Annotated in this window: 16 protein-coding genes; 6 read left to right on the top strand and 10 right to left on the bottom strand. The window is 58.2% G+C overall.

The window, feature by feature from the left end; all coding sequences use genetic code 11:
- Positions 1–5 precede the first annotated feature (5 nt).
- The 3 genes from yqjA to PGR09_RS18485 all read right to left on the bottom strand — a co-directional run bounded on the left by yqjA (position 6) and on the right by PGR09_RS18485 (position 3,225).
- On the bottom strand, positions 6–668 hold the full coding sequence (gene yqjA, locus PGR09_RS18495) for a DedA family general envelope maintenance protein YqjA (RefSeq protein ID WP_015369576.1): 663 nt from the start codon (positions 666–668) through the stop codon (positions 6–8).
- Between the two features lie 350 nt (positions 669–1,018).
- Positions 1,019–1,795: a transcriptional regulator ExuR gene (exuR, locus tag PGR09_RS18490; RefSeq protein WP_015369577.1), complete on the bottom strand. Its 777-nt coding sequence runs from the start codon at positions 1,793–1,795 to the stop codon at positions 1,019–1,021.
- 128 nt (positions 1,796–1,923) lie between these two features.
- Positions 1,924–3,225 (bottom strand): MFS transporter, encoded by a 1,302-nt coding sequence (locus PGR09_RS18485; protein ID WP_045394906.1) that lies wholly within the window; start codon positions 3,223–3,225, stop codon positions 1,924–1,926.
- A gap of 467 nt (positions 3,226–3,692) precedes the next feature.
- Between PGR09_RS18485 and uxaC the strand changes: the two genes are divergently transcribed.
- On the top strand, positions 3,693–5,105 hold the full coding sequence (gene uxaC, locus PGR09_RS18480) for a glucuronate isomerase (RefSeq protein ID WP_045394905.1): 1,413 nt from the start codon (positions 3,693–3,695) through the stop codon (positions 5,103–5,105).
- Positions 5,106–5,123: 18 nt separating this feature from the next.
- A complete protein-coding gene (locus PGR09_RS18475) occupies positions 5,124–6,611 on the top strand; it encodes a UxaA family hydrolase (protein WP_047077802.1) in 1,488 nt (495 codons plus the stop codon).
- A gap of 373 nt (positions 6,612–6,984) precedes the next feature.
- Here PGR09_RS18475 and sstT read toward each other — a convergent pair whose 3' ends face one another.
- From sstT to PGR09_RS18455, 4 genes are all read right to left on the bottom strand, one after another.
- Complete coding sequence (sstT, locus tag PGR09_RS18470; RefSeq protein ID WP_015369581.1) at positions 6,985–8,232, bottom strand: serine/threonine transporter SstT; 1,248 nt, start codon at positions 8,230–8,232, stop codon at positions 6,985–6,987.
- A gap of 268 nt (positions 8,233–8,500) precedes the next feature.
- Positions 8,501–9,469 (bottom strand): TerC family protein, encoded by a 969-nt coding sequence (locus tag PGR09_RS18465; RefSeq protein WP_045394902.1) that lies wholly within the window; start codon positions 9,467–9,469, stop codon positions 8,501–8,503.
- Positions 9,470–9,737: 268 nt separating this feature from the next.
- A complete protein-coding gene (locus PGR09_RS18460) occupies positions 9,738–10,727 on the bottom strand; it encodes a Gfo/Idh/MocA family protein (protein ID WP_047044803.1) in 990 nt (329 codons plus the stop codon).
- 73 nt (positions 10,728–10,800) lie between these two features.
- Positions 10,801–11,301, bottom strand: a complete 501-nt coding sequence (locus tag PGR09_RS18455) for a M48 metallopeptidase family protein (RefSeq protein WP_045394898.1) — start codon at positions 11,299–11,301, stop codon at positions 10,801–10,803.
- A gap of 70 nt (positions 11,302–11,371) precedes the next feature.
- Here PGR09_RS18455 and rlmG point away from each other — a divergent pair, with 70 nt between their 5' ends.
- Entirely contained in the window at positions 11,372–12,502 is a 1,131-nt protein-coding gene (rlmG, locus tag PGR09_RS18450; protein WP_047044810.1) for a 23S rRNA (guanine(1835)-N(2))-methyltransferase RlmG, read from the top strand.
- A 108-nt stretch (positions 12,503–12,610) separates the two neighbouring features.
- On the opposite strand, the gene PGR09_RS18445 is transcribed toward rlmG, so the two are convergent.
- The 3 genes from PGR09_RS18445 to lsrR form a co-directional block, all read right to left on the bottom strand.
- Positions 12,611–14,632: an FAD-dependent oxidoreductase gene (locus tag PGR09_RS18445; protein ID WP_430916403.1), complete on the bottom strand. Its 2,022-nt coding sequence runs from the start codon at positions 14,630–14,632 to the stop codon at positions 12,611–12,613.
- Positions 14,633–15,458: 826 nt separating this feature from the next.
- The gene (lsrK, locus tag PGR09_RS18440) at positions 15,459–17,051 is read right to left on the bottom strand and encodes an autoinducer-2 kinase (RefSeq protein WP_348876399.1); all 1,593 of its coding nucleotides are present in this window, start codon (positions 17,049–17,051) and stop codon (positions 15,459–15,461) included.
- 37 nt (positions 17,052–17,088) lie between these two features.
- A complete protein-coding gene (lsrR, locus tag PGR09_RS18435; RefSeq protein WP_045392282.1) occupies positions 17,089–18,060 on the bottom strand; it encodes a transcriptional regulator LsrR in 972 nt (323 codons plus the stop codon).
- A 218-nt stretch (positions 18,061–18,278) separates the two neighbouring features.
- Between lsrR and lsrA the strand changes: the two genes are divergently transcribed.
- Genes lsrA through lsrD form a run of 3 tightly spaced genes read left to right on the top strand, consistent with a single transcriptional unit; the run spans position 18,279 to position 21,796 of the window.
- The gene (gene lsrA / locus PGR09_RS18430) at positions 18,279–19,766 is read left to right on the top strand and encodes an autoinducer 2 ABC transporter ATP-binding protein LsrA (protein WP_047044829.1); all 1,488 of its coding nucleotides are present in this window, start codon (positions 18,279–18,281) and stop codon (positions 19,764–19,766) included.
- Positions 19,763–20,797, top strand: a complete 1,035-nt coding sequence (gene lsrC / locus PGR09_RS18425) for an autoinducer 2 ABC transporter permease LsrC (protein WP_087847294.1) — start codon at positions 19,763–19,765, stop codon at positions 20,795–20,797. The genes lsrA and lsrC overlap by 4 nt, the downstream gene beginning before the upstream one ends.
- Positions 20,798–21,796 carry an autoinducer 2 ABC transporter permease LsrD gene (gene lsrD, locus PGR09_RS18420; protein ID WP_042946686.1) on the top strand — a complete coding sequence of 333 codons (999 nt, stop codon included), beginning with the start codon at positions 20,798–20,800 and terminating at the stop codon, positions 21,794–21,796.

Raw genomic sequence — 21,796 nt, 5'->3', positions numbered from 1 at the left:
CATGCTTAGCTCCGACTACTGTGTTTTTTCTTCCACAGTACAACCAGGGAGCCGATCAGACCAAAGACCAGCAGCGCAACCGGTAGCAGCATCAGACATGACATCAGCTGATCTTCATACTTCAGGAACACCGGTGTTTTACCCAGCAGATAGCCGAGAGAGGTAAGAATCAGCACCCACAGCAGGCCGCTCATCCAGTTAAAGAACTGGAAACGCGCGTTATTCAGACCTGAGATACCGGCAATTGTTGGCAGCAGCGTACGTACGAAGGCGATAAAGCGGCCAATCAGCAGCGCTGACAACCCATGCTTGTGGAACAGGTGATGGGCTCGCTGGTGATAATGCGAGGGTAAATGCGAGAGCCAGTTTTGCACGATCCGCGTATTGCCCAGCCATCGGCCCTGGATATAGCTTACCCAGCAACCAAGGCTCGCCGCCGCCGTCAGCAGCAGTAAGGTTTCCGGGAAGCCCATCGCCCCTTTGGCGATCAAAACGCCGACCAGCACCAGCAGGCTGTCGCCTGGTAAAAACGCCGCCGGCAGTAAACCGTTCTCAAGGAACAAAATCATAAATAAGACAAAATAGAGCATGCCAATCATGGAGGGATTAGCGAGGGTTTCGTAATCCTGGGCCCATAAGGCATTCAGTAATTGGGTTAGTAGTTCCATTCACGATTCCTGGTACATCGGTTAACGGTACGTCTGAACGCGGTGTATTCATTAGCCATCGGGTATAGCGACTAAATTATTATGAGAGTATGGCCGCTGTTAATACGTTCTGATCGAATCCTTGATTAAACAGTAAGTAAACACTTACCTGCAGAACGGTAAAATGCATCTAATTGTAACAAACTAGCTGACTTCACGTCATAGAAATTGCAGTTTGTTGCTGATTGATTTTGCGGGTTGCGGGGATGAGTAGCGAGAGGATTTACACAGGCTGACACTATATATGCTTTGCTTACCCTGTCGGGCTTGCGGGCAGAAAAAGAGGTTCTGCCCGTGAAAGGGATAATACGTTATTTTGCCCCGTTCGCCGCGGTATCGAGATGAACCACCGGATTTTCGGCAAACAGATAGCGATCGGCATTGAATTCAAAGTCATCGCTGGTTTCGTTAAACAGCATCAGCTTGGTATTTTCCAGATGCTGCCACATTGCCAGCTTCGCCGCGTGAGGGTCTTTACGAATGAGCGCTTTGAGGATTTGGTCATGATCGTCGCACCAGTTGTCGACGGTGCGCAGGTCGATATGATCGTGTAGTTTTTTCCAGTACGGGTTATGTACACGCTGGGTCCACATCTTCTCTACGATGGCGGCAAGCGCCGTGTTCTGGGTGGCCAGCGCGACCTGGACATGGAACTGCAGGTCCCATTCGGAATCGCGGAAGCACTTCTCGTTGCGGGCTTTCTCCTGAATTTCCATTAGCTTCATGATGTCCTGTTTGGTCACCTGAGTCGCGGCGAATTCAGCGATATTGCTCTCAATTAACTGACGGGCCTGGAGTAATTCAAACGGACCATAGTTGGCGAACTCCAGCGATTCATCCACCACCTGTTGGTATTTCGGGTGGTTGGAAATAACGTGGATGCCGGAGCCTTTGCGGACTTCAACATAGCCTTCGACTTCCAGCATGATGATGGCTTCGCGAACCACGGTGCGGCTGACGCTTTTTTCATCGGCGATAAAGCGCTCTGCGGGCAGCTTATCCCCTACAAGGTAGACGCCTTGTTCGATACGCGTCTTTAGCTCAGCGGCAAGCTGCTGATAGAGACGGCGCGGTTCACTGATTTCCATATTCGCTCCCGGAAGATGGCGACAATATTCGATTTGTTATACCACTTTTACGCGCTTTCCACCACTGGAAGGCATAAAAAAAGCCGCCTCAAAAAGGCGGCTTAGTCGGTGCAAAATCATCTGGCAGTCTAGCTTTGCGTCACCGGTTTCGTGGTATTGAGCGGCGTCGAGTCATCGTCGGCCGATTTGTTTTTCAGTACCGTCCAGATAACCAGCGCGCCGAGTAAGTCGAAGACCGCCAGCACCGCGAACAGCGGGCTGAAGCCGATGGTATCCGCCAGCGCGCCGACGACCAGCGCGAACATGGTGCTGGCCAGCCACGCCGCCATCCCGGTCAGGCCGTTGGCGGTGGCCACTTCGTTACGACCAAAGACGTCGGAAGAGAGGGTGATCAGCGCGCCGGACAAGGCCTGGTGAGCAAAACCGCCGACGCACAGCAGCGCAATCGCCACATACGGGCTGGTGAACAGGCCAATCATGCCAGGACCAATCATCAGCAGGGCGCCCATCGTCACGACCATTTTACGTGAGACAATAAGATTCACGCCAAACCAGCGCTGGAACAGCGGCGGCAGGTAGCCGCCGACGATGCAGCCGAGGTCGGCGAACAGCATCGGCATCCAGGCGAACATAGCGATCTCTTTCAGGTTAAAGCCGTAAACTTTAAACATGAACAGCGGGATCCAGGCGTTGAAGGTACCCCAGGCTGGTTCTGCGAGGAAGCGCGGCAGCGCAATACCCCAGAACTGACGGTTACGCAGGATCTGCCACGGCGACATTTTCTTCGCGTTATTGGTCTGATGCTGAGATTCCTGGCCGCCGATGATGTAGTCACGTTCTTCATCGGTGAGTTTTTTCTGATCGCGCGGGTGTTTGTAGAAAATCAGCCAGGCCATCGCCCAGGCGAAGCTCAGAACCCCGGAAATAATAAATGCCATCTGCCAGCTATGCATGACAATCGCCCATACCACCAGCGGCGGAGCAATCATCGCGCCGATAGAAGAGCCGACGTTGAAGTAGCCGACAGCGATGGAACGCTCTTTCGCCGGGAACCATTCGGAGCTGGCTTTCAGACCGGCAGGGATCATCGCCGCTTCCGCTGCGCCGACCGCGCCGCGGGCCAGCGCCAGGCCGCCCCAGCTACCTGCCAGCGCCGTTGAACCGCAGAACACCGCCCAGGCGATAGCAAAGAAGGCGTAGCCAATTTTGGTGCCGAGCACATCAAGCACATAGCCGGCAACCGGCTGCATAACGGTATATGCAGCGGAGTAGGCGGCGATGATATAAGAATATTGTTGGGTTGAAATGTGCAACTCTTCCATCAGCGTCGGCGCAGCCGCCGCTACGGTGTTACGAGTCAGGTAACCCAGCACGGTGCCCAGCGTCACCAGTGCGATCATATACCAACGTAACCCTTTAATTTTACGCATGTAAAACCTCATCGTTGTTGTCTCTCCGCAGCATCTGCGGCCATCTTTCATCCCGCCAGGGGAGGAGGATGGGGAAACGGAGGGTTCAGGACGTGAACTGAACCTTGCCATCAGTGGTTAAAGTGAAACCGGCATCCCTACCGTTTAATCCGATGTCATTCACATCGGTAATGCATTCCGTCGGTTTATATGTTGCGACGGCAGAAAGATAACTTGTCATACAACTTTAAAAGTTGAGTACTGTCACAAAAGTGGGAAAGTTTGTAGGGACATTAATCGCGTCAATTAAAGCCAGGGCTGGCGCGGCTTGCAGCGATGTTTACTCCTTTGGTGGTGCTTTTTTTGTCGACGTTTATTGATCTAACTCACGAAAAATACTTCGGCCTGTAGAAATTGGTGTGATAACTTTGTCAGCATTAGAGTCAATCATCTGATGGGCTCCTTGATGGGGCGAAGAGGACACGACAATGACACCGTTTATGACCGAAGATTTTCTGCTTGATACCGAGTTTGCCCGCCGTCTGTACCACGATTACGCCAAAGATCAGCCGATTTTCGACTACCACTGCCACCTTCCGCCGCAGCAGGTTGCCGAAAATTACCGTTTTAAAAATCTGTATGACATCTGGCTGAAAGGCGACCATTACAAATGGCGCGCGATGCGCACCAACGGCGTGGCGGAGCGCTTGTGTACCGGCGATGCTTCCGATCGCGAGAAATTTGACGCCTGGGCGGCGACCGTACCTCATACCATCGGTAACCCGCTATATCACTGGACGCATTTAGAGCTGCGCCGTCCTTTTGGTATTACAGGTAAGTTGTTGTCGCCAGCCACGGCGGATGAAATCTGGGACCAGTGTAATGAGTTGCTGGCTCAGGAATCCTTCTCAGCCCGTGGAATCATGAAGCAGATGAATGTGAAGATGGTGGGGACGACCGACGATCCGATAGATTCACTGGAGCATCATGCGACGGTCGCCAAAGACAGTACCTTTGATATCAAAGTGTTGCCGAGCTGGCGTCCGGATAAAGCGTTCAACATCGAGCAGGCCACTTTTAACGATTATATGAACAAGCTTGGCGAAGTCTCCGATACCGAGATTCGCCGCTTCGCCGACCTGCAAAGCGCGCTGACTAAGCGTCTGGATCACTTTGCCGCTCACGGCTGTAAAGTTTCCGACCACGCGCTGGACGTGGTGCTGTTCGCTGAAGCTAGCGATAACGAACTGGATAGCATTCTCGCGCGCCGTCTGGCGGGCGAAACGCTCAGCGAGCATGAAGTCGCGCAGTTCAAAACGGCGGTGCTGGTATTCCTCGGCGCGGAATACGCGCGCCGCGGCTGGGTACAGCAGTACCACATCGGCGCGCTGCGTAATAACAACCTGCGTCAGTTCAAACTGTTAGGGCCGGATGTGGGGTTCGATTCCATCAACGACCGTCCGATGGCCGAAGAACTGTCAAAGCTGCTGAGCAAACAGAACGAAGAAAACCTGCTGCCGAAAACTATTCTGTACTGCCTGAACCCACGCGATAACGAAGTGCTGGGCACCATGATCGGTAACTTCCAGGGCGAAGGCATGCCGGGCAAGATGCAGTTCGGTTCCGGTTGGTGGTTCAACGATCAGAAAGACGGCATGGAACGTCAGATGACCCAGCTGGCGCAGCTTGGCCTGCTGAGCCGCTTTGTCGGCATGCTGACCGACAGCCGCAGCTTCCTCTCCTACACTCGCCACGAGTACTTCCGCCGTATTCTCTGCCAGATGATCGGCCGCTGGGTGGCTGCTGGCGAAGCGCCTGCGGATATCGCTCTGCTGGGCGAGATGGTGAAAAACATCTGCTTTAACAATGCGCGTGATTACTTCGCCATTGAATTGAACTAAGGCCTGAGGTCGGTTGATATGCAATACATTAAAATCCATTCGCAGGATAACGTCGCGGTGGCGCTGGCGGATATGGCGTCAGGCAGCGTGGTGACGATAGATAACGATACCGTCACCCTCAGCCAGGATGTTGTCCGCGGTCATAAGTTCGCGCTGCGGGCCATTGCGAAAGGTGAAAACGTCATTAAGTACGGGTTGCCGATTGGTCATGCGCTGGCGGATATCGCGCCGGGCGAGCATGTTCATGCGCATAATACGCGTACCAATCTGAGCGATCTCGACGCGTATCGCTATCAACCTGACCTGGTTGAACAACCGGCGCAGCCTGCGGATCGCGACGTTGAGATTTATCGTCGCGCCAGCGGTGAAGTCGGCGTGCGTAACGAGTTGTGGATCCTGCCGACCGTGGGCTGCGTCAACGGTATCGCCCGGCAGATCCAGAACCGTTTCCTGAAAGAGACCAACGACGCGGAGGGCACCGACGGCGTCTTCCTTTTCAGCCACACCTACGGCTGCTCGCAGTTGGGAGATGACCACATCAACACCCGTACCATGCTGCAAAACATGGTCCGTCACCCGAATGCCGGGGCGGTGCTGGTGATTGGCCTCGGCTGCGAGAACAACCAGGTGGATGCCTTCCGTGAAACGCTGGGGGATTTTGACCCGGAACGCGTACACTTCATGATTTGCCAGCATCAGGAAGATGAAGTGGAAGCAGGAATTGAGCATCTTCACCAGCTCTATGAAGTGATGCGCCATGATAAACGCGAAGCGGGTAAACTGAGCGAACTGAAGTTTGGCCTTGAGTGCGGCGGCTCGGACGGCCTGTCCGGCATTACCGCTAACCCAATGCTGGGGCGTTTTTCTGACTACCTGATTGCGAACGGCGGCACCACGGTGTTGACCGAAGTGCCGGAAATGTTCGGCGCCGAGCAGCTGCTGATGAGCCACTGTCGCGACGAAGAGACCTTCGGCAAACTGGTCACTATGGTCAATGATTTTAAACAGTATTTTATCGCCCACGACCAGCCTATCTACGAGAACCCGTCGCCGGGTAACAAAGCGGGCGGTATCACGACGCTGGAAGATAAGTCGCTTGGCTGCACGCAGAAAGCGGGTTCCAGCCAGGTGGTGGACGTTCTGCGCTACGGTGAACGGTTGAAAGTCCACGGGTTGAATCTGTTGAGCGCGCCGGGTAACGATGCGGTGGCGACCAGCGCGCTGGCGGGCGCCGGCTGCCATATGGTGCTGTTCAGTACCGGTCGCGGCACCCCTTATGGCGGTTTCGTACCGACGGTAAAAATCGCTACCAACAGCGAGCTGGCGGCGAAGAAAAAGCACTGGATTGATTTCGATGCCGGGCAGTTGATTCACGGGAAAGCGATGCCGCAGGTGCTGGAGGAGTTTGTCGATCTGATCGTTGATATCGCCAACGGCAAGCAGACCTGCAACGAACGCAATGATTTCCGCGAACTGGCAATCTTTAAAAGCGGCGTCACGCTGTAACGACAGTGACTACCGCTGTGTTTGAAAGGTCGGATAAGCGTAGCGTCATCCGACAAAATAATGGCGCGGCCATTGAACTCTCCCCGGTTGCGCTTACGCTTACCGGGGCTACCAACTGAATACCGGACCGTAGGTCGGATAAGCGTAGCGCCATCCGACAAAATAATGGCGCCGCCATTGAACGCTCCCCGGTTGCGCTTACGCTTACCGGGGCTACCAACGAATACCGGACCGTAGGTCGGATAAACGCAGCGCCATCCGACAAAATAACGGCGCGGCCATTGAACGCTCCCCGGTTGCGCTTACGCTTACCGGGGCTACCAACGAATACCGGACCGTAGGCCTGATAAGCGTAGCGCCATCAGGCAATGCTTTAACTACGCAGGGCGTTCTTCGCCAGCTGTTCGTCTTCAGCCATACAGGCCGCGGCGGTGAACAGCGCATCGGTGGACGAGTTGAGCGCCGTTTCGCAGGAATCCTGCAGCACGCCGATAATAAAGCCGACGGCGACAACCTGCATGGCGACATCGTTCGGAATACCGAACATATTACAGGCCAGCGGGATCAGCAGCAGCGAACCACCTGCCACTCCGGAAGCGCCGCAGGCGCACAGTGAAGCCACAACGCTCAGCAGCAGCGCTGTCGGCAGGTCCACCGGAATATTCAACGTATGCACCGCCGCCAGCGTCAGCACGGTGATAGTAATCGCCGCGCCCGCCATATTGATGGTCGCCCCCAGCGGGATAGATACCGAGTAGGTATCGCGATCCAGATTCAGCTTCTCGCACAGCGCCATATTCACCGGAATGTTGGCGGCGGAGCTGCGGGTAAAGAAGGCGTAGACGCCGCTTTCACGCAGGCAGGTCAGCACCAGCGGATACGGGTTACGGCGGATTTTCCAGAATACCAGCAGCGGGTTAATCACCAGCGCCACCAGCAGCATGCAGCCGACCAGCACCAGCAGCAGCTGGGCGTAGCCCCACAGGGTATCGAAACCGGTCGTCGCCAGCGTCGAGGAGACCAGGCCAAAAATACCCAGCGGCGCAAAGCGGATCACCAGCTTGACGATAAAGGTCACCGCGTGCGAGACGTCGTTAATCAGGTTTTTGGTGCTGTCGTTACCGTGGCGCAGCGCGAAGCCCAGCCCCACCGCCCACACCAGAATCCCGATATAGTTGGCGTTCAGCAGCGCGTCGATAGGGTTCGCCACCATGCTCATCAGCAGTCCGCGCAGCACCTCTACAATCCCCGACGGCGGGGTGATGCTGTCCGCCGCGCTGGTCAGATGCAGCGTAGAAGGGAAAACAAAACTAAACAGCACCGCGGTGAGCGCCGCGCTGAAGGTGCCCAGCAGATAAAGAAACAGAATCGGGCGGATACTGGTTTTTTGTCCGTGCTGATGGTTCGCGATCGACGCCATCACCAGCATTAATACCAGCACCGGCGCAACGGCTTTCAGCGCGCCGACGAACAGCGTTCCCAGCAATCCCACGGCGATGGCCGCCGGTTTTGAGACCAGCGCCAGTACCACGCCAAGTACCAGTCCCAACAGGATTTGTTTCACCAGACTGCCCTGCGCCAGGCGCTGCAGCAGCCCCGACGGGCGGGTTTGTGTTGTCATAAATCATTCCTTCCAGTGATGTAGCAGTCCATCCCGGCGACGTATTATTTGTTACGTTTATGTCCGGATGTAAATGAATGTTTGCATGGTCGAGTATACGGAAAGAACGCGAGGGAGGAAGCGTATTCTACTGTTTCTTGCACGCCGATCTTGTTTTTTAACTATATATTAACGTTTTTGTGACATGCATAGAGATTATGCGCGGGAAACCTAAAGCCGTGCGGCGTATTCCGGCCAGATACGCGATATCTGGCCGGGGGGAGGGGGTTTATTGCAGCTGTTTCTTCTTATCGTTCTGTCTGTTCACCCAGGCGTTAATCAGCAGCGTCGCCGCCAGAATACCGCCCACCACGCCGAGGGAAACGGCGATCGGAATGTGGTAGAAATCGACGATCAGCATCTTGATACCGATAAACACCAGGATCACCGACAGACCATATTTCAGCATCGAGAAGCGTTCCGCCACGCCTGCCAGCAGGAAGTACATCGCACGCAGGCCGAGAATCGCAAACAGGTTAGAGGTCAGCACGATGAACGGGTCGGTGGTCACCGCGAAAATCGCCGGGATGCTATCAACGGCGAAAATCACGTCGCTCAGCTCAACCAGGATCAGCACCAGCAGCAGCGGCGTGGCGAACAGCACGCCATTTTTACGGGTGAAGAAGCGCTCGCTCTCGATTTTATCCGTCATGCGCAGATGGCTGCGGATCCAACGCACCAGCGGCTTATCGCCGATCCCGGAATCATCTTCTTTCGCCAGCGCCATTTTCACCCCGGTAAACAGCAGGAAGGCGCCGAACACGTACAGTAGCCATTCGAACTGCGAAATCAGCCAGCTGCCGGTGAAGATCATAATGGTACGCAGGACAATCGCGCCGAGGACGCCATACACCAGTACCCGGCGCTGTAGCGCAGGCGGCACGGCAAAGTAGCTAAAGAGCATTAACCAGACGAAGACGTTATCGACCGCCAGTGATTTTTCGATCAGATAACCGGTGAGGAAGGCTAAAGCCTGCGGATCGGCGACGGCGCGGCCCTGCGTTTGCACCAAATACCACCAGAAAGCGGCGTTAAACAGCAGGGAGAGGGTGACCCACAGAATGGACCAACCGGCGGCCTGCTTCATGGTCATGGTATGCGCACCGCGCCTTCCCTGAAGCAGTAAATCGATTGCCAGCATGATGACCACGACTACAGCGAATCCGCCCCATAACAACGGCGTGCCGACACTATTCATTGCGTTATTCCTTACATAAAAACAAAACGGCTGTCGTCGGAAGACGGCAGCCGCTGCGCTTTTATGCATAGACCTCGCCTTCCGGCAAGGTCTCACTTACAACAAGAGCGGACATGGATCCTTGATCTTGTTGCCCGGCGACCGGATGCGGTTTTGCACGCATCGTAATGACGATCGACCGGCCAGGAAGTTACTCCCCTTTGCACGTAACAAAGTATTACAAGTTATAAAGGGCGTCAATGGAGGTCGAGGGCCCATTTACACTCCTTTACTCCACAGGCTGAGTATCCGCCGGGAAGATCACGCCGGTTTGGCGACGGATTTCGCTAAGCAGTTTTGCCGTAATGCGGCTGACTTCAAGCCCTGGATGAGCGACGTCGTTGGTTTCCACCAGCCGCGCGAACGCTTCCGCTTCATACAGCATAGTATTGATGTGCTGAGGCTGGGTGAGATCCTGCGCTTTGCCGCCGCGTGGAATAAAGGCTACCTTCTGGCATTCGGAGATTTTCTCAATCACCAGCGCGCCTTCTTCGCCCTGGATTTCGCTGGGGATAGTGGAGTCGCTGACCTTCGAGTGGTGCAGGGTGACATCGAAATCGCCGTAGCTCAGCACCACCGTGCCCTGGCCATCAACGCCGCTCGCCAGCAGGCTGGCGCTGGCATGGACCGCTTGCGGTTCGCCCCACAGCGCGACCGCCGAGGCGAGGCAGTAAAAACCGATATCCATAATCGAGCCATTGGAAAAGGCCGGGTTGAAAGTATTCGGGTTTTCGCCGTCGAGATAGCGCTGGTAGCGCGATGAGTACTGACAGTAGTTGATGAAGGCTTTGCGCAGTTTGCCCACTTTATCGAGCGCTTCGCGCAGCAGCAGGAAGTTTGGCAGGCTGGCGGTTTTGAAGGCTTCAAACAGCACCACGTTGTTTTCTTTAGCCACGGCAATCGCCGCTTCGACTTCCTGCAGGTTCGATGCCAGCGGCTTTTCGCAAATCACGTGTTTTTTATGGCTCAGGAACAGGCGGGTTTGCGGGAAGTGTAGCGAGTTCGGGCTGGCAATATAGACCGCGTCAACGTCAGGGCTCTGCGCCAGTTCATCGAGCGAGGTAAACAGATGCTCGACCGGGTAATCATTAGCGAAAGCTTGCGCCTGTTCAAGGCTGCGGGAATAAATCGCGGTGAGTTTAAATTTACCGGTTTCATGGGCGGCATCGACAAACTGCTTAGTAATCCAGTTTGTGCCAACAACTGCGAAACGTATCATAAACGTTGACGAACTCCGTTAAAGGGGACCTTTCGTCACTCTAGCACGCCATGATGACAAAACGAGTGCGCTATCACGCAGAACGGTTTAACGAAAGGTGCGTCAGCCACAGGCGGGTATCAAACTCTAGCTGGTGATACTGCGGCTCCATATGACAGCACAGCTGATAGAAGGCTTTGTTGTGATCCTTCTCTTTTAAATGCGCCAGTTCATGAACTACGATCATCCGCAGAAACGCTTCCGGCGCGTCGCGAAACACCGTCGCTACGCGAATTTCCGCTTTAGCTTTCAGTTTGCCGCCCTGAACGCGGGAAATGGCGGTATGCAGGCCAAGCGCGTTCTTCAGAACGTGGATTTTACTGTCGTACATCACCTTATTGATCGGCGCCGCCCCGCGCAGATAGCGGGCCTTCAGATCCTGGGTGTATTGATATAACGCCTTATCGCTGTTGACATCATGCCCCTGCGGATAGCGCTTTTGCAGCACCTCGCCGAGGCGACCTTGCTCGATTAAGGTCGTCACCTGCGACAGCAGCGATTCGGGGTAGCCCTGAAGGTAAGGTAGCGTGTTCATGGTGAAAAAAGTTTACTTCTCCGGAGAATTGAGCGATAACACGCGCGAATTTTAGCATTTCGGAGGGGCGATGAGCCAGGTAGAGTTAAACGGTGAGTTATTCACATTAGAGCGGTTCCCACCTAACGCTGAAGAAGAAGCGCTTCAGGCATGGGAAGCGGCGGATGAATATCTGCTGCAACAGGTGAATGACGTCGACGGCCTGACGCTCATCTTCAACGACGGCTTCGGCGCGCTCTCCTGCGCGCTGGCGGAGCGCAACCCGGTCAGCATCAACGACTCCTTTATTTCCGAGCTGGCGACCCGCCACAACCTGCGGATGAACGGTATCGATGAAGAGAGCGTGCGCTTTCAGGATAGCCTGAGCCCGCTGCCGGCCTCGCCGGCGCTGGTGCTGATTAAGGTGCCAAAACAGCTGGCGCTGCTGGAACAGCAGCTGCGCGCGCTGCGCGAAGTGGTGACGCCGGAAACTCGCATTATCGCCGCGGCGAAAGCCCGTGACGTACACAACTCGACGCTGGCGCTGTTTGAAAAAATCCTCGGTACCACCACCACCTCGCTGGCGTGGAAAAAAGCGCGTCTGATCCACTGCGTTTTCACCGCCCCTAAGCTTGCCGATGCGCCGCAAACCTACAGCTGGAAGCTGGACGGCACGCCGTGGACCATCCATAACCACGCCAACGTTTTTGCCCGCAGCGGACTGGATATCGGCGCGCGTTTCTTCCTGCAGCATTTACCGTCTGATTTAGAAGGCGAGATCGCCGATCTTGGCTGCGGCAATGGGGTGATTGGCCTGCAGGCGCTGGCGCAAAACCCAAACGCCAGCGTGATGTTCACCGATGAGTCGCACATGGCGGTGGCTTCCAGCCGTTTGAACGTCGAGCGCAACCTGCCGGACGATATCGAACGCTGTGAATTCATGGTCAACAATTCGCTTTCCGGCATAGAGCCCGACCGCTTTACGGCGATTCTGTGTAATCCGCCGTTCCATCAGCAGCATGCCATTACCGACCATATCGCCTGGCAGATGTTTAACGATGCCCGCCGCAGCCTGAAATACGGCGGCGAGCTGTACGTCGTCGGCAACCGCCACCTCGATTATTTCCGTAAACTGAAGCGCGCTTTTGGTAATTGCACGACGATTGCGACGAACAATAAGTTTGTCATTTTGAAAGCAACGAAGGTGCGTAAGCAGCGCTGATTGTTGTCGCTGCTTCCCCCGGCTACCGACTGTCGCCTTAGCCGGGCTACCTTTCGGGATTATCGTGGTAGCCCGGGGAAGGTGCATCGCGCCGCCCCCGGGACACGGCTAAATCGCCAGCGCCAGTTTTGTGCCCTGGGCAATCGCCCGGCGCGCATCCAGCTCCGCCGCCACGTCACAACCGCCGATGAGATGCACCGTTTTCCCCGCCGCGCGCAGCGGATCCGCCAGCTCGCGGCGCGGTTCCTGACCGGCGCAGATAATTACCTGATCGACCGCCAACAGCTGGCGCTCGCCGCCGATAGTGACGTGTAATCCTTCATCATCGATCTTTTCATAACTGACCGCCGGGATCATTTTCACGCCGCGCGCCAGCAGCGTCGCGCGGTGGATCCAACCGGTGGTTTTGCCGAGCCCTTCGCCCGGTTTGCTGGCTTTGCGCTGCAGCATCACAATCTGTCGCGGGCTTTTACTCAACTGCGGGCCTTCAGGACTCAGCCCTCCCGCCGATTGCAGGCTGGTATCGATACCCCATTCGCGGCAGAACTCGCCGATATCCTGGCTGGTGGCCGCGCCCGACTGGCTTAAATACATCGCGGTATCGAAGCCGATGCCGCCGCAGCCGATAATCGCCACCTTCGCGCCAACCGGCGCTTTATCGCGCAAGACATCCAGATAGCTCAGCACCTTGGGATGATCGATCCCGGCGATCGCCGGCAGGCGCGGGGCGATACCGGTGGCGAGGATCGTCTCATCGAACGTCAGCAGATCGTCTGCCGTGACTCGGGTGTTCAGGCGTAGATCGACACCATGAAGATCGAGCATGGTGCGGTAGTAACGCAGCGTCTCGTGAAACTCCTCTTTGCCGGGGATCTGTTTGGCGATATTAAACTGGCCGCCGATCTCCGGGAGCGCATCGAACAGCGTGACCTGATGGCCGCGGGCGGCGGCGTTAACGGAGAAGGCCAGACCGGCAGGCCCGGCGCCGACTACCGCCAGCCGTTTAGGCGCGTTGGCAGGCAGGACCGGCATCAGGGTTTCATGGCAGGCGCGCGGGTTGACCAGACAGGAGGTGACTTTGCCGACGAAGATCCGATCGAGACACGCCTGGTTGCAACCGATGCAGGTGTTGATCTGATCGGCACGATCGTTCTGCGCTTTCGACATAAATTCGGCGTCGGCGAGGAACGGGCGGGCCATCGATACCATATCGGCATCGCCGTGGGCGAGAATATCCTCCGCGACCTGCGGATCGTTGATGCGGTTGGTGGTAATCAGCGGGATCGACACCGCGCCTTTCAGCTTGCGGGTGACCCAGCTGAAAGCCCCTCGCGGTACCGGCGTGGCGATGGTCGGAATGCGCGCTTCGTGCCAGCCGATGCCGGTATTAATGATTGTCGCCCCTGCCGCTTCGATGGCTTGGGCCAGTTCGGTGACCTCCGCCAGCGTGCTGCCGCCGTTGACCAGATCGAGCATCGACAGACGGTAGATGATAATGAAATCGTGGCCGGCGCGCTGGCGCACCGCCTTAACCACTTCAATGGCGAAACGCATGCGCCTGGCATAATCGCCGCCCCATTGGTCGTCGCGCTGGTTGGTGCGCGCGGCGAGAAATTCGTTAATCAGATAGCCCTCAGAGCCCATCACTTCGACGCCGTCATAGCCCGCTTCGCGCGCCAGCTGGGCGCAGTGGGCAAAATCATCGATAAGCGTAAGGATCTCATCGTGGCTCAGTTCATGGGGCGTAAAACGGTTGATCGGCGCCTGTAGCGCCGAGGGGGCGACCAGCGCGGGCTGATAGCTGTAGCGCCCGGTGTGCAGGATCTGCAGGGCGATTTTGCCGCCTTCCTGGTGTACCGCGTCGGTAATATGGCGATGGTGCGCCAGATGGCTGGCATCATTGAGTACCGCGCCGCCGGCCATGGTGACGCCAGAGGGCGCCGGGGCGATGCCGCCGGTGACGATCAGCGCCACGCCGTGGCGGGCGCGCTCGGCGTAAAAGGCCGCCAGCCGCTGCGCGCCATCCGGCAGCTCTTCCAGCCCGGTGTGCATTGAGCCCATCAACACGCGGTTTTTGAGCGTTGTGAAGCCCAGCTCAAGCGGGGCGAAAAGCGACGGATAGCGGCTCATAGTGGCTTCCAATGTAAAATTATTGTTATGTGGTCGGATGAGTTACTAATTTAGCCGTCGCGGAGAAAAAGGGAAAAGGGGAGTGCGGTGATTGTGATGGAATTCAAAGAACGGAACACGTTGTCCCTCACCCCGACCCTCTCCCAAAGGGAGAGGGAGAAAGGCGGACCGGCACCGATATTCAACGCTAGTGCCGAACGGTTCCCTCACCCAAAGGGCGAGGGGGAAAGGCGGATCGGCATCGGTATTCAAGGCTAGTGCCGAACGGTTCCCTCACCCAAAGGGCGAGGGGGAAAGGCGGATCGGCATCGGTATTCAAGGCTAGTGCCGAACGGTTCCCTCTCCCAAAGGGCGAGGGGGAAAGGCGGATCGGCATCGGTATTCAAGGCTAGTGCCGAACGGTTCCCTCACCCAAAGGGCGAGGGGGAAAGGCGGACCGGCACCGGTATTCAAGGCTAGTGCCGAACGGTTCCCTCACCCAAAGAGCGAGGGGGAAAGGCGGATCGGCATCGGTATTCAAGGCCTGCGCCGAACGGTTCCCTCTCCCAAAGGGCGAGGGGGAAAGGCGGATCGGCATCGGTATTCAAGGCCTGCGCCGAACGGTTCCCTCATCCAAAGGGCAAGGGGAAAGGCGGACCGGCACCGGTATTCAAGGCCTGCGCCGAACGGTTCCCTCTCCCAAAGGGCGAGGGGGAAAGGCGGATCGGCACCGGTATTCAAGGCCTGCGCCGAACGGTTTCCTCTCCCAAAGGGCGAGGGGGAAAGGCGGACCGGCACCGATATTCAATGCTAGTGCCGAACGGTTCCCTCTCCCACCGGGAGAGGGTTAGGGTGAGGGGACTACGCGCTGGCGGCGCTCCAGACCCGGCGCTTGCCACATCGACGTTGTCAGCCCGCTATCCACCAGACCCAACTGATCGGCGTACACCGTTTGCCACTTGCTCATCATCTCCTGATACAGCTCGCGATGCTGCGGATTAGGGGTGAACTCGCGATGCCAGCTCACTAACCGCTCTCCGGTACTGGCCATATCGCCATACAGTCCGGCGCCGGTTCCGGCGGCGATGGCGCAGCCCAGAGCGGTGGCTTCGCGGACCACCGGCACCCGCACCGGCAGGCCGGTGACGTCGCTGAGGATTTGGCTCCACAGCGCGCCTTTAGAGCCGCCGCCGGCAAACACCAGGCTCTCGAATGTCACGCCGGAGAACTGCGAAATCTGCGCCAGGTTGCAGGCGGAGACAATCGCCGCGTTCTCCTCCAGCGCGCGGAACAGGGTCGCTTTGTTGCACTTCTCCGGATCGATGGAGAGGTTAATAAACGACGGCGCGGCGTGGTACCACTGCTTAAAGTGCATAGCGTCGGAAAAAATAGGCATCACGCCGTGGGATCCGGCGGGCACGCGGCTGGCCATCTCCTCCAGCAGCGAATAGGCATCAACGCCGAGCCGCTCGGCAATCAGTTTTTCTTCAGCGCAGAAGGCGTCGCGGAACCAGCGCATGGTCAGCCCGGTAAAGAAGCTGATCGATTCCGCCTGCGCCATGCCGGGAATGACATGAGGATTAACGCGAATATTCATCTGCGGATCGGTACGCACCTGCGGCAGGTTGACCACCTGCTGCCAGAAGGTGCCGCCGAGTACTGCGGTTTGCCCAGCACGTACCACCCCAAGGCCCAGGCAGCCGAGCTGGACGTCGCCGCCGCCCATCACCACCGGTGTCCCGGCGCGCAGGCCGCTCTGCTGCGCCGCCGCTTCGGTGACGGCGCCCAGCAGGGTACCGGTCTCTTTGACCGGCGACAGCATATCGGCGCGCAGTCCGGCCATATCCAGCAGCGCCGGACGCCAGTCGCGGCTGAACAGATCGAGCATGCCGGTGGTGCCGGCGTTTGACGGGTCGACCGCCAGCTCGCCGGAAAGCTTCGCCGCCAGCCAGTCGCTGATCATGGTGATGGTCGCCGCTTTGCGGTAGATATCGGGGCGGTGGTGCGCCAGCCACAGCAGGCGCGGCATGGCGCTTAGCGCCAGGGTTTGTCCCGAGACCTCGTACACCTCGGATTCAAACCGATAGTCGTGGATCTCCTTAAGCTCCGCCACTTCACGGCTGGCGCGGGCATCAACGTTGGCGCAGGCCCAGATGGCTTCGCCGTTGCGGTCATAGAGGACGATCCCTTCGCGCATCGAACAGCAGGCGACGGACTGAATATCGGCGGCAGAGAGCCGGGCGGCATCGAGCGCCTGGCGAATGCACTGGCAGGCCAGCTGCCAGTTGGTAGCAAGGTCGAACTCCATCGAGCCGGGGACGTTATCAACGCTCAGGTGTTTCCATTCGGCCTGGCCTACCGCCAGCTGGCGGCCATTAAGATCGAAAATGACCGCCCGAATGCTGCCGGTCCCGGCATCTAACGCTAACAGGTAACTCATGACATGCGCCTCGCTGTTGTCGCGCGGCGCCAGGCCGTCAGGAGGCCAGTGCGAGCACCGCGCGTGCTGTTGTCTCTTCCGTTACCAGGCCATTAATGCGCTTGCCAATCAGAGCGGCATGAATCGCCTGCGCTTTTTGTTCTCCCCCAGCGACGCCGACGATGGTGGGCAGCTGCGCCAGCTCATCAAGGGTTACGCCGAGGAGTTCCCGATGGATCTCCAGTCCTTCTACCGGCCGGCCGTCGGCCTGCAGGAAATAACCTAAAATGTCGCCGACCGCGCCTTTGCGCGCGTACATCAGCTGTTCGCCCTCGCTGATATAGCCGGAGCGTAAAATGGTGGCGTCGCGCCGCTGATCGATGGCGCCAATGCCAACCACCGCCGCGTCCGCCGCCATCGCCGCCAGCATCACGTCGCGCACGCTCGACTCGCGGCGCAGGATCTCGGCGACCTCCGCCGAAGAGACCCGCAGCGGCGCCGGAATAATGCTGACGCTGCAGGCGGCATCAAGCTGGCCGATGCCGGTCATATAAGGGCCGACGCCGCCGGAGAGGGTCACCAGCCGCACCTGCTGCGAGCCAATAAATCCGCTGAGATGCTGCAGGCAGCTCATGGTGGCTTCGCCGAACCCGACCGCCAGTAGTTGACCCGGTTGCAGAATGCCCATCAGCGACTGCGCCGCGCCGATCCCCAGCCGGGTATTCATCGGCGGGGTATTGAGCGCCGGCAGCACGCGGGCAAGCTTGAGGCCAAAACGCTGCTGGAGTTCGCTTTCCAGCGCCAGGCAGCCCTCATAGCGCGAGTTGATCTGCACGCGGATCACTCCGGACTGGCGGCCTTTCTCCAGCAGGCGGGAAATTTTCAGCCGTGGCAGCCCCAAACGCTCGCCGATGTCATTTTGCGTCAGGCCGTCGTGGTAGTAACACCACGCCACCCGCGCCACCAGCTCTTCCTCGGCTAACGCCAGCCCGGCGTAGCGGTTCTCTTCCGTAATGCGTTTTTCGCTCATAAATTGAACTCTTATAAAAATTTAGATCATATGTTCGCTATTGCGCGGTCGGAAAGTGTGAGCCGACTGGCAAAACGGATCTTTCATCGCTGGCGCATTTATTCCTGACGATCTAAAGCACCAAAGTGTGATCTTCGCACGGTTGTAAATATAGTTCACCGTCTACGCTTTTGAACATTATTAAATTTAAAAATCATTTGTTCAATTGGGGCGTGATGATGAAGCCACTGTTTGAAGCTCGTCAGATTTGCAAACAGTTCTCCGGCGTTGCGGTGCTGAAGGGCATCGATTTCACGCTATGCGCGGGCCAGGTGCATGCGCTGATGGGCGGCAACGGCGCGGGTAAATCAACGCTGATGAAGATCATCGCTGGCGTTGAAACGCCGGACAGCGGTGAACTGACGCTCGGCGACCGCGCGTTTGCGCGTCTCAATCCGGCGCTGGCGCACCAGCTGGGCATCTATCTGGTGCCGCAGGAGCCGATGCTGTTTCCCAACCTCAGCGTGCGCGAGAACATTCTCTTCCGCCTGCCGAAGCGGGCGGACACCGCCGCGCGGTTGCAGGACAAACTGCAGCAGTTGAACTGCCAGATCAATCTCGACGCCAGCGCCAGCACGCTCGAGGTAGCCGATCAACAGATGGTCGAGATCCTGCGCGGGCTGATGCGCGAGGCCAGGATCCTGATCCTGGATGAACCCACCGCCTCTTTAACGCCGGGTGAAACCGAGAGACTGTTTAGCCAGATCCGCGCGTTACAGGCGCTGGACGTTGGGATCGTCTTTATCTCACACAAATTGCCCGAAATCCGCCAGCTTGCCAGCCATATTTCGGTGATGCGCGATGGCGCGGTAGTGCTGAGCGGCGAGACCGCGGCTTATCGCGATGAGCAACTGATTAACGCTATGACGCCGGCCAGCCGCGACCATGCGCTGAGCGACACGCAAAAGCTGTGGCTGGCGCTACCGGGCAACCGGCGTACTCAACCGCAGGACTTTCCCGTGCTACGGGTGGAGGATCTCACCGGAGAAGGTTTTATCGATCTCAATCTGGAGATCCGCGCCGGAGAGATCGTCGGTCTGGCCGGGCTGGTGGGATCCGGGCGCACCGAATTTGCTGAAACCCTATACGGCCTGCGTCCACCGCGCGCCGGGCGGATCTGGCTGGAGAATCGCGAGATCGGCCGCGATAGTATCCGCGCCAGGCTAGCCAGCGGGCTGGTCTATCTGCCGGAAGACCGCCAGGTCTCGGGGCTGTTTCTCGATGCGCCGGTGCGCTGGAACACGGTGATGTTCAATCAGCCGTCGTGGTGGCAGCAGGGGAAACGGGAGGCGGCGGTGGTTGAGCGCTATCACCGTGCGCTGGGGATCAAGCTGGCCGATGGCGATCAGCCGGTGCGCACTCTCTCTGGCGGTAACCAGCAGAAGGTACTGCTGGCGCGCTGTCTGGAAGCCAATCCGTTACTGCTGATTGTCGATGAGCCGACGCGCGGCGTGGATGTCTCCGCCCGCGCCGATATCTATCAACTGCTAAAAAGCGTTGCCGCGCAAAACGTGGCGGTGTTGATGATCTCCAGCGATCTGGATGAGTTCGTTGGCCTGGCCGACCGGGTGCTGGTGATGCATCAGGGCCGCTACAGTGGCGAATTGGCGCGGCAGGCGGTGACCGTCGATCGCATGATGACCCTGGCCTTCGGAGGGCAGGCATGAAAACGTTACTGAAGAATCGCGAACTGAGCGCCTTCTTTGCCATCGTGGCGCTCTTTGTTGTGCTGGTGGCGCTCAATCCAGCCTATTTCAGCCTGCAGACCCTGGCGATGATTTTCGCCAGCTCGCAGATCCTCTGCCTGCTGGCATTAGGCGCGACGCTGGTGATGCTGACCCGCAATATTGATGTGTCGGTAGGCTCGACCGTTGGGCTGTGCGCCATCGCCGTCGGCGTGGCGCTGAACAACGGTTACGGGCTGGCGACGGCTATCGCCTTCGCGCTGGCGATTGGCGCGCTGGCCGGGGCTTTTAACGGCCTGCTGGTCGTGGGACTGCGCATTCCGGCGATTGTCGCGACGCTCGGTACGCTGGGGTTGTATCGCGGAGTGATGCTGCTGTGGACCGGCGGGAAATGGATCGAGGGCTTGCCCGACAGCCTGAAATCGCTCTCGGAGCCCGCGTTTATTGGCGTGTCGCCGCTGGGCTGGCTGGTGCTGGCGCTGCTGCTGGCGGGCGGCTGGCTGCTATCGCGCACCGCCTTTGGTCGTGATTTTTACGCCGTTGGCGATAATCTCGCCGCCGCGCGTCAGCTGGGCGTGGCGGTCAACCGCGCGCGGATGCTGGCCTTTACCCTCAACGGCATGCTGGCGGCCTGCGCCGGGATCGTCTTCGCCGCGCAAATTGGTTTTGTGCCTAATCAGACCGGCAGCGGGCTGGAGATGAAAGCCATCGCCGCCTGCGTACTGGGCGGGATCTCGCTGCTCGGCGGTACCGGCACGCTGCTCGGCGCGTTTCTCGGCGCCTTTTTCCTCACCCAAATCGACACCGTGCTGGTGCTGTTCCGCCTTCCCGCCTGGTGGAATGACTTTATCGCCGGCCTGGTGCTGCTCGGGGTGCTGGTGCTTGATGGCCGCCTGCGCCAGGCGCTGGCCCGCCATCAACGGGCGCTAAAGTACAGCCGTTTCCAGCCCGGTAATAAAGGGGGCAAACAGGTTGCCCGCTTTCCCGAACGCAAAAGCAAAGAGGTGGCTTAAATGAAGCTGAAGCTTAACTGGGAAAGCGCGCTGCTGGCGTTGCTGATCGCGGAAATCCTGCTATTCGGCGCGTTGAATCCGCGCATGCTGGATCTCAATATGCTGCTCTTTAGCACCAGCGACTTTATCTGCATCGGCATCGTCGCGCTGCCGCTGACGCTGGTGATCATCAGCGGCGGGATCGATATTTCGCTGGGCTCGACCATCGGCCTGTGCGCTATCGCCCTCGGCGTAATGACCCAGGCGGGCTGGCCGCTGTGGCTGGCGGTATCGCTGACGTTGCTATTGGGGCTGCTGTGCGGGTTATTTAACGCCGCGCTGATTCACTACACCGGCATCAGCCCGCTGGTGATCACCCTCGGGACGCTGTATCTGTACGGTGGCGGCGCGCTGCTGCTTTCCGGCATGGCCGGCGCGACCGGTTACGAGGGGATTGGCGGCTTTCCCGATAGCTTCACCGCCTTCGCCAATTTAACCCTCGCAGGGCTGCCGCTACCGTTGGTGCTGTTCGCGATTATCACCTTTCTCTTCTGGTTGCTGGCCCATCGCGGGCGCTTTGGCCGCCACCTCTTTTTACTCGGGCAAAACCCGCGCGCCGCGCGCTATGCCGCGCTGTCGGTGAACGGCATCCCGTACGTGCTGTATGGCCTGGTTGGCGTCGCCTCGGCGGTCGCAGCGCTGGTGATGGTCTCCTATTTCGGCTCGGCGCGTTCGGATTTAGGCCGCGACCTGCTGATGCCGGCGCTGACCGCGGCGGTGCTCGGCGGGGCCAATATTTACGGCGGCTCGGGATCGATACTGGGTACCGCGCTGGCGGCGTTGCTGGTGGGGTATCTGCAACAGGGTTTACAGATGGTCGGCATCCCCAACCAGGTGTCGAGCGCGCTGTCAGGGGCGCTGTTGGTTGTGGTGGTGATGGGGCGTTCGCTGAGCCTGCACCGTGAATGGGTGCGCGCAACCTGGCGGCGTCTTTTCTCGCATAAAACAATCGGAGCATAA

It is taken from the genome of Klebsiella sp. 141251 (assembly GCF_050600725.1).
GTDB lineage: Bacteria > Pseudomonadota > Gammaproteobacteria > Enterobacterales > Enterobacteriaceae > Klebsiella > Klebsiella aerogenes.
Note: the sequence above shows the minus strand (reverse complement) of the source record. Positions and strands in the feature narration are given on the sequence as shown.

What these genes read in the sequence shown, in the direction of transcription:
- lsrR (WP_045392282.1), bottom strand. Translation starts at nt 18,060, where the DNA reads ATGAGCGAAAAACGCATTACGGAAGAGAACCGCTACGCCGGGCTGGCG.
- yqjA (WP_015369576.1), bottom strand. Translation starts at nt 668, where the DNA reads ATGGAACTACTAACCCAATTACTGAATGCCTTATGGGCCCAGGATTAC.
- lsrD (WP_042946686.1), top strand. Translation starts at nt 20,798, where the DNA reads ATGAAGCTGAAGCTTAACTGGGAAAGCGCGCTGCTGGCGTTGCTGATC.
- PGR09_RS18485 (WP_045394906.1), bottom strand. Translation starts at nt 3,225, where the DNA reads ATGCGTAAAATTAAAGGGTTACGTTGGTATATGATCGCACTGGTGACG.
- sstT (WP_015369581.1), bottom strand. Translation starts at nt 8,232, where the DNA reads ATGACAACACAAACCCGCCCGTCGGGGCTGCTGCAGCGCCTGGCGCAG.
- exuR (WP_015369577.1), bottom strand. Translation starts at nt 1,795, where the DNA reads ATGGAAATCAGTGAACCGCGCCGTCTCTATCAGCAGCTTGCCGCTGAG.
- rlmG (WP_047044810.1), top strand. Translation starts at nt 11,372, where the DNA reads ATGAGCCAGGTAGAGTTAAACGGTGAGTTATTCACATTAGAGCGGTTC.
- lsrA (WP_047044829.1), top strand. Translation starts at nt 18,279, where the DNA reads ATGAAGCCACTGTTTGAAGCTCGTCAGATTTGCAAACAGTTCTCCGGC.
- lsrK (WP_348876399.1), bottom strand. Translation starts at nt 17,051, where the DNA reads ATGAGTTACCTGTTAGCGTTAGATGCCGGGACCGGCAGCATTCGGGCG.
- uxaC (WP_045394905.1), top strand. Translation starts at nt 3,693, where the DNA reads ATGACACCGTTTATGACCGAAGATTTTCTGCTTGATACCGAGTTTGCC.
- PGR09_RS18445 (WP_430916403.1), bottom strand. Translation starts at nt 14,632, where the DNA reads ATGAGCCGCTATCCGTCGCTTTTCGCCCCGCTTGAGCTGGGCTTCACA.
- lsrC (WP_087847294.1), top strand. Translation starts at nt 19,763, where the DNA reads ATGAAAACGTTACTGAAGAATCGCGAACTGAGCGCCTTCTTTGCCATC.
- PGR09_RS18455 (WP_045394898.1), bottom strand. Translation starts at nt 11,301, where the DNA reads ATGAACACGCTACCTTACCTTCAGGGCTACCCCGAATCGCTGCTGTCG.
- PGR09_RS18465 (WP_045394902.1), bottom strand. Translation starts at nt 9,469, where the DNA reads ATGAATAGTGTCGGCACGCCGTTGTTATGGGGCGGATTCGCTGTAGTC.
- PGR09_RS18475 (WP_047077802.1), top strand. Translation starts at nt 5,124, where the DNA reads ATGCAATACATTAAAATCCATTCGCAGGATAACGTCGCGGTGGCGCTG.
- PGR09_RS18460 (WP_047044803.1), bottom strand. Translation starts at nt 10,727, where the DNA reads ATGATACGTTTCGCAGTTGTTGGCACAAACTGGATTACTAAGCAGTTT.